Annotated in this window: 10 protein-coding genes and 1 tRNA gene; 5 read left to right on the top strand and 6 right to left on the bottom strand. The window is 73.0% G+C overall.

Annotated elements, in window-relative coordinates:
* Positions 1-88: 88 nt before the first annotated feature.
* From ABZ297_RS43380 to ABZ297_RS43370, 3 genes are all read left to right on the top strand, one after another.
* Positions 89-1048, top strand: coding sequence for a M28 family peptidase (locus ABZ297_RS43380; protein ID WP_355359249.1), 960 nt, complete (start codon positions 89-91; stop codon positions 1046-1048).
* Positions 1049-1066: 18 nt separating this feature from the next.
* The gene (locus ABZ297_RS43375) at positions 1067-2398 is read left to right on the top strand and encodes a hypothetical protein (protein ID WP_355359246.1); all 1332 of its coding nucleotides are present in this window, start codon (positions 1067-1069) and stop codon (positions 2396-2398) included.
* Positions 2399-2899: 501 nt separating this feature from the next.
* Positions 2900-4660 (top strand): bifunctional metallophosphatase/5'-nucleotidase, encoded by a 1761-nt coding sequence (locus tag ABZ297_RS43370; protein ID WP_355359243.1) that lies wholly within the window; start codon positions 2900-2902, stop codon positions 4658-4660.
* Between the two features lie 141 nt (positions 4661-4801).
* Here ABZ297_RS43370 and ABZ297_RS43365 read toward each other — a convergent pair whose 3' ends face one another.
* From ABZ297_RS43365 to fdh, 6 genes are all read right to left on the bottom strand, one after another.
* Positions 4802-5755 (bottom strand): MerR family transcriptional regulator, encoded by a 954-nt coding sequence (locus tag ABZ297_RS43365; RefSeq protein WP_355359240.1) that lies wholly within the window; start codon positions 5753-5755, stop codon positions 4802-4804.
* Positions 5756-5845: 90 nt separating this feature from the next.
* Positions 5846-7117, bottom strand: coding sequence for an L-seryl-tRNA(Sec) selenium transferase (selA, locus tag ABZ297_RS43360; protein WP_355359237.1), 1272 nt, complete (start codon positions 7115-7117; stop codon positions 5846-5848).
* Positions 7118-7150: 33 nt separating this feature from the next.
* Positions 7151-7243 (bottom strand) — tRNA-Sec (locus ABZ297_RS43355).
* Positions 7244-7393: 150 nt separating this feature from the next.
* Positions 7394-8323, bottom strand: coding sequence for an NrfD/PsrC family molybdoenzyme membrane anchor subunit (gene nrfD, locus ABZ297_RS43350; RefSeq protein WP_355359234.1), 930 nt, complete (start codon positions 8321-8323; stop codon positions 7394-7396).
* Positions 8320-9159 carry a 4Fe-4S dicluster domain-containing protein gene (locus ABZ297_RS43345; protein ID WP_355359252.1) on the bottom strand — a complete coding sequence of 280 codons (840 nt, stop codon included), beginning with the start codon at positions 9157-9159 and terminating at the stop codon, positions 8320-8322. The genes nrfD and ABZ297_RS43345 overlap by 4 nt, the downstream gene beginning before the upstream one ends.
* Positions 9160-9163: 4 nt before the next feature.
* On the bottom strand, positions 9164-12343 hold the full coding sequence (fdh, locus tag ABZ297_RS43340) for a formate dehydrogenase (RefSeq protein ID WP_355359231.1): 3180 nt from the start codon (positions 12341-12343) through the stop codon (positions 9164-9166).
* A 141-nt stretch (positions 12344-12484) separates the two neighbouring features.
* Between fdh and ABZ297_RS43335 the strand changes: the two genes are divergently transcribed.
* Positions 12485-12616 (top strand): hypothetical protein, encoded by a 132-nt coding sequence (locus ABZ297_RS43335; RefSeq protein WP_355359228.1) that lies wholly within the window; start codon positions 12485-12487, stop codon positions 12614-12616.
* 2 nt (positions 12617-12618) lie between these two features.
* Positions 12619-13132, top strand: a 514-nt coding sequence (locus ABZ297_RS43330) for a hypothetical protein (protein WP_355359225.1), incomplete at its 3' end; no start/stop codon positions are given.

Genomic DNA, 13132 nt, shown 5'->3' with positions numbered 1-13132 from the left:
CCACGGCCGCGCCTGGGTATAACCGCTGGCGCGTCCGGGTGTGCGCATCATTCCGGCGGCGGGGCGGCCGGATCTAGCGTTCCTCGCCATGACGGGAAAGTTGTTGGACGTCCCACGCCGAACGCTGGCGGGGATCTCAGCCCTGCTCGCGCTGGCCGCAGTGATCGTCCTGACCGCGATGACGGACAGCACGATGCAACCGCTCCCGGCGTCGGCGCCGAGCCGGGAGTTCAGTGCCGGGCGGGCCCTGGCCCACCTGGAGAAGTTCGCCACCGAGCCGCGCCCGATCGGCAGCCCGGCGAGCGAGCGGGCCAGGGCCTACCTGGCCGGGCAGCTGCGCGCGGCAGGGCTCGAAGTGGAGATCCAGCGCTCCACCGGGGCCTGGCCGGCGGCTGGGCTCGCGACCTTCGGCCAGGTGAACAACGTCGTGGCCACCCTGCCCGGCACCGACTCGACGGGCACGGTGCTGATCGCCGCACACTACGACTCGGCGTCCATGGGGCCAGGAGCGTCCGACGACGGCGCCGCGGTGGCCGCGATGGTGGAGACGGCACGCGCGCTGCGGGCGGGCGCGAGCCTGCGCAACGACGTGGTGCTGCTGATGTCGGACGGCGAGGAGGACGGCGTGCTCGGCGCCGGGGCGTTCGCCAGGGAACACCCGCTGGGCCGAAAGGGCGGCGTGCTGCTGAACTGGGAGGCCCGCGGCGTCGGCGGCCCCTCGCTGATGTTCCAGACCTCCAGGAACAACGCCGGGCTGGTCGAGACGTTCGTCAACGCCGTGCCGCATCCGCGAGGCGACTCCTCGATGGGTGAGCTGTACCGGCTGCTGCCGAACAACACCGACTTCACCCCGCTGACCAAGGCCGGGTTCACCGGCATGAACTTCGCCTACATCGAGGGTTCCTCGCACTACCACACCGCCGGCGACTCCATCGCCAACCTCGATCGTGGCAGCCTGCAACACCACGGCACGAACATGCTGGCGCTGGCCCGCGCCCTGGGCGACGCTGACCTGCCCGCGCTGACCTCCGACCACGACGCCACCTAGTTCCGGATCTTCGGCACCATGGTCACGTATCCCGGCGCGCTGGTCTGGCCGCTGGCGGCGCTCGCCGTACTCGCGGTGGTGGGGCTGGCTCTGCTCGCGCGCAGGATGCGGCTGGTCAGCCTGCCGCGGCTGCTCGCCGCCGCCGTGTCGGCCGTCGTCCCGCTGGCGGCGTCGGCGGTCCTGGCTCAGGGGCTGTGGGAGCTGCTGGTCGGATGGCGGCCCGCGTACGACGGGATGGGCGGGCTGCTCCACCGTCCGCAGGGGTTCGAGGCGGCCGTCGCGGCCCTGTCCGTGCTGGCGCTGCTGGGCTGGTACCTGCTGCTGCGCCGCAGGCTCGGGCCCGCGGCGCTGGCGATCGGCGCGCTGGCCTGGCCGGCCGGGCTCGGCGTGCTGTGCGCCCAGGTCGCGCCCGGGGTGTCCTACGTGGTCGCGCTGCCCGCGCTGCTCTGCGCGCTCGGCGGGCTGGCCGCGCTCCTGCTTCCCGGGCCTGCCTGGGGACGGGTCGCCGCGGCGACGCTGGGCACGGTCCTGGCCGCGGCGCTGCTGCCCGCCCTGGCCAGGAACGCGTTCGACGGGATGGGGCTCGCGCTCGGCGGGGCGAGCGCGCTGGTGCTGGCGCTCTTCGGGCTGACGGCGCTGCCGATCGTGGAGCTGTGCCTGCCCGAGCCGGGCCGCCGGGCCGCGGTGGCGGTGCCCCTGACGGCCGCCGGGCTCGCGGTTGCGCTGGTCGGCTTCGGGCTGGCGGTGGACAGATTCGACGCCGGGCATCCGCGGCGCACGCACCTGGCGTACGTCCTGGACGCCGACACCGGGACGGCCCGGTGGGTCAGCGCCGACGCCGAGCCCGGCGAGTGGACCAGGCGCTACGTGTCCGGCCACGACGTCGCGGCGCTGCCCGCGGGTTACGCGCGCGGCACGCTGTGGACCGGCGCCGCGCCGGCGATCAGGACCGACGGCCCCCGGGTGTCCGTGCTGGCGCGCGGCGGCGGCACGATCAGGCTGCGCGTGAGCGCCGGGCGGGGTGCGCGCTCGGTGACGCTGCGGGTCGATCGGCCGATCATCGAGGCCACGGCGTCCACCGGCGGGACCGGCCCGGTGACGCTCCCCGTCACGGGCACGCGGGTCAACACCTGGCCCGCCGAGATCCGCTTCCGCGGGATTCCCGCCAGGGGAGCGCAGATCACGCTGCGCGTGCCCGGCGCGGACCGGATCCGCCTCACCGCGATCGGCGAGACGGACGGCCTGGGCGCGGTGCCCGGCTTCGTCCCCAGACCGCCCGGCCTGGTGGCGGCCACCCGCGAGGACGGCGACCTCGTCGCGGTCACCAGGACCTACCTCTTCGAACTCTGACGGTCCGGCTCCGTCCGGCCCGGTGACGACGGCCGGCGCTCTGGGATGCCGCACCGACGGCAACCCACGTGCGGGACGCGGCCTGGACGCCCGGAGTGAGAGCGGCGCCTGGTCAGAGCGGCCGCTGCCGGCGTCGTGCGCATGGATTGCTCCCGTGTGCGCGGTTTTGTTCGGCAGCGGGGACTTTACGAGCGCTTTGCGCACTGGCAGGGTGATCAACGCCACACGCCCACCCGCGCCCGACGGAGGTGAGCCCGCTGCGACGCCCCGGCCCCGCCATGCGGCTCCCTCGGTTCCGACCCGCCGACCAGGCACTTCCGGGCGGACGCCCCTGTCACCAGCAGGCCGCCCCCGCGGTCCCCGGGCAGATCCGCGGGCGCCTCGCCACAGGTCGTTCTCCTCCTCGTCATGTGGCGGCAGCTCGGCGCCGGTGTCGCCGTCACCGGGCCGAAAGGCTGACCCCCAATGCTTTACGGCAAATATCACTAAAGGGAGTTTTTCGTGCGTTTCCCCCTCCGTAGCACCCTCACCGTCGCGGCAGGCGTCGCCGTCGCGTCGTTAAGCGCGATACCGGCCGGCGCCACCTCGAGCCCCGTGGACGTCCAGCTGCTCTCCATCACCGACTTCCACGGCTACATCACTCCCCAGAACGACGCCGGCAACGGCACGATCAAGGACCCGCAGGGCAACACGCTCGTCGTGGGCGGCGCGCCCTACATCGTCACCCACCTGAACAACCTCAGGGCCGGTCACCGCAACACCATCACCTTCTCCGCCGGCGACAACTTCAGCGGCTGGCCCACCGAGGTCGCCTACCACGCCGACGAGCCGACCATCGAGTTCATGAACCGCGCCGGGATCGACTTCACCACGGTCGGCAACCACGAGCTCGACCGGTCGCTGGAGTTCCTGCGCGACCACATGGGCAGGGGCGAGTGCTTCGGCGAGGTCGGCGTCGACAGCTGCTTCACCGACTCCAGCGGGAAGAAGTTCAAGGGCGCCGACTTCGCGATCTCGACGGCGAACATCACCAGCAAGGGCTCCACCAGCCCGCTGCTCCCGCCGTACGTCATCCGGAGGTTCAACGGCGTGCCGGTCGGGTTCATCAACCTGACCACCCCGACCACCGTCGAGGGCTCGACCTCCTACCAGCCGTCGCTGGACAATCTGCCGCTCGTGGAGACCGCCAACCGCTACGCCGCCGAGCTCAAGCGCAAGGGCGTGCAGGCCATCGTGGCCAACGTGCACGAGGGCGGGACCGCAGGCGACGTCTACGACCGGTGCACCGATCCGCGGGGTCCCGTCGTCGACTTCGCGAAGGAGGCGACGCCGGACATCGACGTGATCGTGACCGGCCACTGGCACGCGTACTTCAACTGCTCGATTCCCGACCCCGCGGGCAACCCGCGGCCCGTCGTCGAGGCCGGCTACCACGGCAAGCTGATCAACGAGATCAACCTGAAGATCGACCGGAGCACCGGCGACGTGATCAGGTCGGCCACCACGTCGGTGAACCACCCCGTCACCCGGGACGTCACCCCCGACTCGGAGATGGTCAAGCTGGTCGACTACTGGAAGGCCAAGGGCGCAGAGACCTCCGCGCAGCCGGTCGGCACGATCACGGGCGACCTGACCAGGACGCGCGACGCCGACGGCGAGAGCACGCTGGGCAACGTGGTAGCCGACGCGGAGTACGCCGACTCCCAGCGCACCCCAGGCGGCGGCGCCGACCTGGCGATGGTCGCCGTGGCGCCGGTGAAGGGCTCCAACTCGCTGCGGGGTGACCTGAAGTTCGCCAAGGGCACCACCCCGGGCGACTCCGACGGCGCCGTGCTGTTCGGCGAGGCGTGGAACACCTGGGGCTACGCCAACCCGGTGCTCACCGTCACGGTCAAGGGCAGCCAGCTCGAGCAGGCGCTCGAGCAGCAGTGGCAGACCCAGCCCGACGGATCCGTCAAGTTCGCTCCGCTGGCCGTGTCCAAGAACGTGAAGTTCTCCTACGACGCCGGCAAGCCCGTCGGTGACCGGATCAAGCCGAAGCAGGTGCTGATCGACGGCCGGCCGCTCGACACCGGCAAGACCTACCGGCTCGCCGCCCTGGCCTACACGCTGATCGGCGCTGACGGTTACGCCGCCTTCGCCGGATACACCGACGCCGTCCGGGGCAACCGCGACTACGAGGCGTTCCGCGAGTATCTGCGCCAGGGCCCGGTGACGCCGCCGACGCTCGACCGCGCCACGGCGCTTCCCGCCGCCCAGTAGGACGCGCGTGGATCCCCCTCTCCTCAAGAGGGGGATCCATCACGCGACAGCAGCCCCGCCACCGCCACACCGGCCACCGTTACCGTGATCTTCGTCGTTCGCCTGGAGGGCTGGACACCGCTCGGCGGCGAGAGGTTCGGCTCATCCGGCGGCGTCCGGGCCGAACAGCGAAGTGCGCAGGGCGTCGATGGTCCAGTCGAGCGCCGGCGTCAGGCTTTCCGGGGCCGGCCAGCCGTTGATCACGGCGAGCAGGTGGAGGTACCGCTCTCTGCGCGGGTCGTTCGCGGTTTCCAGCCGGGTCAGCAGCCGGCGCCGGAGGTCGGCGTCGTCGGGGCGGCCGAGGGCGTGCGCGTACTGGGCCGTCACCGCCGCGACGACGGGCTCGGCCTCGGGTGAGGCCGGGTCGACGCCGGCTGCCAGGGCCGGGCGGGCCTGGTCGCGGACGGCCGCGACCGAGTCGGGGCGCAGGCGCGTGGTGTCGCGGAGGGCACGCTCGGCCGCGTGCTGCTCGGCCATCCGCCGCATGCCGGCGCGGAAGTCCGCGTCCTGGGACAACTCGGCCAGCTCCACCCACGCCTCGACCTGTTCGGCTTCGGGGTTGTCGGGCAGTTCGGGGGTCATCGACTGCCTGACCGCCGCGCCCTCGGGGGTGGCGTCCAGGCAGCCGAAGGCGGTGTCGAGAAAGTCGCCGATCAACCGTCGGCGCTCGTCCTCTGACAGCTTGGCCAGTTTGTGCATGAGATCCGTCTCCTCAGGGGTGGACCCGCGCCTGGCCACCACCGTCAACACCGCGCGCCGCAGGCGCAGCGTCCTGATCTGCACCACCAGCGCGTCGGCGTGCGCCGAGGCGACCTCGGCGAGCGAGATCTCCCGGTCCAGGACCTTCCGGATCGTGGGAAGGTCCAGTCCGAGGTCGCGCAGCGTCCGCACGAGGTCCAGGCGTGCGACGGCGTCGATGTCGTAGAGGCGGTAGCCGGACGGGCTTCTGCCGGTCGGCGGCACGATCCCGCGATCGGAGTAGAACCGGATGGCCTTGACCGTCAGCCCGGTGCGCCGGGCCAGGTCACCGATCGAGTAGAGCGTGTCGCCGTCCATGCCCTTACCCTGGCACCTCCCCCTGGAGGAGACTCAAGCCGGCGATGCGCGGTTCGCGGGCGGCGCGGCCCGTGGCGGCGTGGGCGGGCATCAGGTGCTCGCCCTGTGAATCGCGCGGGCTACGTCGTCGTCCCGGTCGGCGGGGACGGTGCGGAGGTCGAGCAGCAGGCGGCCGCGCTCGATCCTGCCGACGACCGGAGGGTCGCCGGTGCGCAGCGGCGCGGCGTACCGTTCGGGCAGGCTCACGGCGGCGCTCGGCAACGCCACTCCGGGCGCCCCGCCACCCCCCACAGCGGCCTCGCTCGGCACCGCCCGCGCGTCGACTCCGGCGCCGGCGAGCCGACCGGCGAGCGCCGCCGCGCGCTCGGAGAGCGTCGCGGGGTCGGCGTGCAGCGCCTGGCGGACGGGGACGGCGGGGCCGCGGAGCGTGGCCTCCAGCGCGGCCAGGGTCAGCTTGTCGACGCGCAGCGCGCGGGCCAGCGGGTGCCGTCTGCACCGTTCGACCAGGTCGCGACGGCCGAGGAGGAGGCCCGCCTGCGGCCCGCCGAGCAGCTTGTCGCCGCTGGCGGTCACGAGATCCGCTCCGGCCGCCAGCATGCTCGCGGCGTCCGGCTCGGCGGGCAGCAGCGGCTCGCGCGTGAGCAGGCCGGAGCCGATGTCGGCGACGAAGGGGACACCGAGCCCGGACAGCTCCCGCAGCTCGGCGGAGCCGGTGAAACCCTCGATCCGGAAGTTCGACGGGTGCACTTTGAGCACACATCCGGTCTGCGGCCCCACGGCGTCGGCGTAGTCGCGGTAGGTGGTGCGGTTGGTGGTGCCCACCTCGCGCAGCCGCGCCCCGGTGGAGACGAGCAGGTCGGGGAGGCGGAACCCGTCGCCGATCTCCACCAGCTCGCCCCGGCTGATCACGATCTCCCGCCCGGCGGCGAGCACGGTGGCCACCAGGACGAGCGCGGCCGCGTTGTTGTTGACGACGTGCACGTCCCCGGCCGCCGGCACGGCCCGGGCGAGCGCGTCGAGCGCGCTCCGTCCGCGACGGGCGCGGGCGCCGGTGACCAGGTCGAACTCCACGTCGGCGGGGCCGGCCGCGGCGGCCGCCGCCTCGATCGCGGCGCGCGACAGGGGCGCCCGGCCGAGGTTGGTGTGGATCAGCACGCCGGTCGCGTTGACCACCGCTCGCAGACTCGTGGCCTGCGGCGGGAGCGCCGCCACGGCCGCGTCGGCGACGTCCTCGGGGCCGATCTCGCCGCGCCGCGCCTGCTGTTGCGCCCGCGCCACCGCGTCCTTCACGACCGACCGGCCCAGCCGCCCGCCCGCCGCGGCCAGCCGCGGATCGGCGAGGACGGTGTCAGTGCGTGGCACGTGCCTTCGTGGGTCCACCATCCGAAAATAGAACGGAGGCGGACGGGAATCGAACCCGCCAGGCCGAGGACCTCGGCCTCGTCGGTTTTGAAGACCGCGGGGGCCACCAGGCGCCCAGACGCCTCCAAGGGGAGAACCTACTCTCCCGGCGGGCAGGGATCGAAGCGCCACACCCGTCGCGACCCACCTGAAGTCCGACCGTGACAGGCACCATCTCACCGGGGCAGGGCACTTCCCCCTCGACGGGCCGCACCTGCGCCTGCTGAACGATCTCCATCACGTCGGCCGCTCGCCGTCGAGGCGCCGCCTCTGCGGGACGACCGTGTACTTCGGGTCGGCGGCCGAGGCCCTGCCCGCCGCCAGGATGCCGAACCGGGTGCACAGGGCGCCCGCCGTTAGGGCGAGGCCGGAGACGGCGGCGAGGGCACGGCTGCGTCCGGCGACCGCGGCGAGCAGCCCGCCGCCGGCCGCCTGGGCGCGGGCCGAGCGCATCAGGACCCCCGCCCTCCCCAGCTGGTACGGCTCGCCGGCCGGCCCGAGCCGGCGCTCCATCACCGCGCCCGCGACGGTCTCCATGGCGGCGCCGAGCACCGCCACCGCACGCGCCGGCCCGGCCTGCGCCGGGGGCGTCGCCAGCATGCCGGCCGCTCCGGCACTGGCCAGCGCGCTCCCGGCGAACAGGAACGGCAGCTCCCGGTAGGCCTCGTGCCAGGCGGGCACGGCGGTGTCCGCGACCAGGACGGCGGTGTAGGTGGCGGTCAGCGGACCCGTCACGCCCGTGGCGAGGAGCGCCGCGTCACCTACGGCGGGCAGCATCCCGGTCAGTTCGGACGAGGCCGCGACCGCCGACAGTCCGCCCTGGACGGCCAGGATCCAGGAGCCCACGCTCATCGGCGAGGTCGGCTTGAAGACGCGCAGCATGTTGAGGAACCGTTCGGGCCTGCCCAGCTCGGCGGCGAGCAGCCCGGCGCCGGCGGACGCTCCGAGGGCCGCTGCGACCCGGGCGGTGCGCCCGAGCCGGTCGTGCCCGGTGAGCCGGGCCATGACCGCCATCACCGACGACGCCCCCGACAGACCGCCCAGATACAGATATGTCGGCATGTGTGGTTCGTGCCAGATCGGAGCCTTGATCACCGGCCGCCCGTAGTACGACCGGAACTCGGCCTCCGGCACCATCGACCGCTCCCGGCCTGCTCCTCGCGTCACCGCCGTGCCCCCTTACGTCCCCCGGCGAAGGCCCCCGTGAATGTCCCCGTGAATGTCACCGCCACCGCGCCGGCCAGGGACAACGCCGCCGCTCCCGCCCAGCGCCACATCGACGGCAGGTCGCGGGTGGTCGCCACGGGATCCGGTGGCAGGCCGTACACCTCCGGCTCGTCCAGCAGGAGGAAGAACGCGCCCGCGCCGCCCACGCCGTCGTCCGGGCTCTCGCCGTACAGCCGGGCCTCGGCGTGCCCGTCGGCGTGCAGCCGCGCCAGCCGGTCCGCGGCCCGCTCGCGGAGCTCGTCGAGCGGGCCGAACTGGATCGAGTCGGTCGGACACGCCTTGGCGCACGCCGGTTCGAGCCCGCCGATCTGTCGGTCGTAGCACATCGTGCACTTCCACGCCCGCCCGTCGCCCTCCCTGCGGTCGATCACGCCGAACGGGCAGGCCGGCACGCAGTAGCCGCAGCCGTTGCAGATGTCCGCCTGCACCACCACCGTGCCGAACTCGGTGCGGAACAGCGCGCCGGTCGGGCAGACGTCCAGGCAGGCGGCGTTCGTGCAGTGCTTGCACACGTCCGACGACATCAGCCAGCGGTCCACGCCCCCGTCGCCGCCGCCGTCCACGCCCCCGTCCCCGCCATCGCTGTCGACCCGGACCGGACGTGACTGCTCGATGAAGGCCACGTGGCGCCAGGTGCTCGCCCCGAGCGCGCCGGTGTTGTCGTAGGAGGTCGCCTCGAACACGAACCCGTCGTCGGGCAGCTGGTTCCACTCCTTGCAGGCCACCTCGCACGCCTTGCAGCCGATGCAGATGCTCGTGTCGGTGAAGAAGCCCATCCGCTCAGCCACGGCGGTACTCCTCCAGCAGGGCGAGCATCGCCGGGCCCCTCGGCCGTCTGCCGCGCCGCACGTCACACGTCATGACCTTGCTCTCCTGGATGTAGACGTTCGGGTCGAGCACCAGGGGCAGCAGGTCGTTGGTGACATCGCCGGTCACCAGGCCGCCGCCGCCCCACCCCCAGTGGTACGGCAGGCCGACCTGGTGGATCGTCCTGCCCTGGATCCGCAGCGGCCGGACCCGGCCGGTGACCAGCACCCTGGCCTCGATCACGGTACGGCTGGTCACGATCGTGGCCCACTCGCCGTTGACCAGCCCGAGCTCGGCGGCGAGCTCGGGGGACACCTCGCAGAACAGCTCGGGCTGCAGCTCGGCGAGGTAGGCCAGCGGCCGGCTCATGGCGCCCGCGGTGTGGTGCTCGGTCAGCCGGTACGTGGTCAGCACGTACGGGTAGCGCGGCGATTCCGGCGGGTTGTACGGGCTCTCCGGTCGCGGGTAGATCTTGCGGGCCGGGTTGGCCTGCTGGCCGTACAGCGGGTTGCCGACGGGCGACTCGTGCGGCTCGTAGTGCGCGGGCAGCGGGCCGTCGGCCAGGCCGACGGGTACGTACAGCCAGCCCTTCCCGTCGGTCTGCATGATGAACGGGGCGGTTCCGGCCAGCGCCGCCTCGGCCGTGGCGTCTTCGGGCGGCACGTAGCCGGGTGGCTTGGTCCGCTCGAAGTCCGGCACGTCGTACCCGGTCCACTCGCCGCGTTCGGCGTCCCACCAGACGTACGCCTTGCGCTCGCTCCACGGGCGGCCCTCGGGGTCGGCGGAGGCCCGGTTGTAGAGGATCCGCATGTTGGCCGGCCAGGCCCAGCCCCATTCGGGCGCCACGAAGGACTGCTCGCTCCCCGGACGCCGCCGCGCGGCCTGGTTGACCTCGTCGGCGTAGACACCGCAGTAGATCCAGCAGCCGCACCTGGTGGACCCGTCGGGTTCGAGCTGGGTGTAGGACGACAGCGCCCGCCCGTCCGGGCCGACACCGTTGATCTCGCGGAGCACGGCCTGCGCAGAGGGGTCCCTGTGCTCCCCTTCCTCGGGGTAGTCCCACGTCAGCTCGCGCACCGGGCGGTCGATCTCGTCGCCGGTCAGCCGCTGCCTGATCAGCCTGCCGAGGTGGTAGTAGAACCACAGGTCGCTGCGGCACTCGCCCGGCGGGTCGAGCGCCTTCTCCCGCCACTGCAGCAGCCGCTGCGTGTTGGTGAACGTGCCCTCCTTCTCCACGTGGCTCGCGGCCGGGAGGAAGAACACCTCGGTGGCGATGTCCTCGGTGCGCATCTCGCCGGTCTCGAGCTCCGGACCGTCCAGCCAGAAGGTGGCGGTCTCCACCAGCGTCAGGTCGCGTACCACCAGCCAGTCGAGGTTGGCCAGGCCGAGGCGCTGCGCCCGGCCGCCGGAGGAGCCGACCGCGGGGTTCTCCCCCACCACGAAGTAGCCCTTGACCGTCCCGTCGATCTGTCCCATCACGGTGGTGTAGTGGCCGTGGTCGCCGGTGAGTCGCGGCAGGTGGCCGAAGCAGAAGTCGTTCTCCTCGGTGGCCGCCTCTCCCCACCACGCCTTGAGCAGGCTCACCAGGTAGGAGCGCCGGTGGCCCCAGAAGCCGGTCTCGCCGCCCTCCGTGGCCAGGTAGTCGTCCAGGCCCTCGTGCCGGTGGGCGTGCGGCATGGTGAGGTACCCCGGCAGGAGGTTGAACAGCGTCGGGATGTCGGTCGAGCCCTGGATGCTCGCGTGCCCGCGCAGCGCCAGGATGCCGCCACCGGGGCGGCCGACGTTGCCCAGCAGGAGCTGCAGGATGGAGGCGGTGCGGATGTACTGTGCGCCCACCGTGTGCTGCGTCCAGCCGACCGAGTACACCCAGGTGGTCGTGCGTTCCCGGCCGGAGTTGGCGGTGATCGCGTCGGCGAGCTCGGCGAAGTCCTCCCGCGAGATGCCGCACAGCTGCTCCACCAGCTCCGGGGTGTAGCGGGCGAAGTGCCGCCGCAGGATCTGGTAGACGCAGCGCGGATGGCGCAGCGTCGGATCCGTCCGCGGGCCAGGGGGCGCGGCGGCGCCGGCGGCTCCGTAGCGGTCCGCCCCCGCGGCCTCGGCGTGGTACCGGCCGCCTTCCAGCTGCTCGCCCGGCGCCTGCGCGGGCGTGTCCGCGTAGGACCAGCTCACCGGGTCGTACGTGCGCGTCTCCGGGTCGAAGCCGGAGAACAGGCCGTCCAGGTCCTCGGTGTCGCGGAAGTCCTCGGACACGAGCGTGGCGGCGTTGGTGTACGCCAGCACGTACTCGCGGAAGTCCAGCTCGTTGCCGAGCACGTGGTTGATCAGCGCGCCGAGCAGCACGATGTCGCTACCCGCGCGGATCGGCAGGTGGCGGTCGGCCAGCGCGCTGGTCCTGGTGAAACGCGGGTCCACGTGGAACACCTTCGCCCCCCGGGCCCTGGCCTCCACCACCCACTGGAACCCCACCGGGTGGCACTCGGCCATGTTGGACCCCTGGATGACGATGCAGTCCGCACCCGCCAGGTCCTGCTGGAAGGTGGTCGCGCCACCGCGTCCGAAGCTGGTCCCCAGACCGGGGACGGTGGAGGAGTGTCAAATGCGCGCCTGGTTCTCCACCTGGATCGCGCCGAGGGCGGTGTAGAGCTTCTTCATCAGGTAGTTCTCTTCGTTGTCGAGCGTCGCCCCGCCCAGGCCGGCGATGCCCAGCGTGCGGCGCACGACTTTGCCCTCGTGGGTCTGCTCCCAGGTCGCGCGCCGGGTCCGCAGCACCCGGTCGGCGATCATGTCCATCGCGGTGTCGAGGTCGAGCCGCTCCCACGTGGTGCCGTGCGGCCTCCGGTACAGCACCTGGGTCTGGCGGCCCGGATGGGTGACGAGCTGCTTGCTCGCCGAGCCCTTCGGGCACAGCCGGCCACGGGAGATGGGCGAGTCGGGGTCACCCTCGATCTGGGTGACCCGGCCGTCCTTGACGTAGACGAGCTGGCCGCAGCCGACCGCGCAGTAGGGGCAGATCGACCGGGCGACGTTGCCCGCCTCCTCGGTGCGCGGCCTCAGCGCGTCGGTGCGTGCAGAGCGCGCGGCGTCGCCCCTGCCGTCCTCCCCCTTGAGCTGCCGGACCACCGGCCACCTGGAGAACCATCCCCTACCTGGCACAATGCGACTCCTGCCCGGATCTGTCTGATCTAATCAGGGGCGGGGCCTGGCTGGAGCTCACGGGCGCGGGCGGCGGTCTCGTGACCTCCGGCATATGCGGTCGAGAGGAGCGAACCCGGCGTCCGTGAGAAGATCCTGATCATGACTGGTCTCCTGCGCCCGCGCCGCTGCGGCTTCCAGGCCTTCGCGGCGGCTCCCGACACGCGCCCGACCGCCGGGTCCTGGCTGGACGCGCGGCTGGCGAGCCTGGCCGCTACCTCGGGTGGGTGGTGAGCATGCACCCGGTGGACGCTGCCGGGCCGACCCCGGCCGCGATCCTGGCGCCCAGCTCCTTCTTCACCGGCGACGGTCGCGGGCCGGACACCGCGGCGTCTCCGCTCGGCCTGCGGGTGACCAGTGTGGGGCAGATCGCCGGGTTGCGGCCGCGACACCGTCCGCGTGACGGCGGCCAGGTGCCGGGCGCCGACGTCGACCTGGTCGACGCCCTGGACCCGCTGACCTGGCGGACGGTGGCCTCCTGGCTGCAGGACAGCCCCTCCACGGCCGCCCGGCAGACCCGGCTGCGGGTCCTGGCCTCGTTCCTGCGCTGGCTGCGCCTCGCGGACCCCGCCCTGGAACCGCTCGCGGTCACCGGCGAGCATCTCGACTTCTACCGGGACGCCGCGGTCACCGGCACCCTCACCGTCGGCGTGCGCACGCCGGGCAGGCCGCTGGCGCACGCGACGGTGGCCAGGAGGCGGGCCGTCCTGTCCTCCTTCTACGCCTACGCCCGGCGACGCGGCGTGGCCC

This window comes from Nonomuraea sp. NPDC005983 (assembly GCF_040614375.1).
In the GTDB taxonomy this organism is placed as follows: Bacteria; Actinomycetota; Actinomycetes; order Streptosporangiales; family Streptosporangiaceae; genus Nonomuraea.
This window is presented reverse-complemented; position numbering and strand designations above follow the sequence as displayed.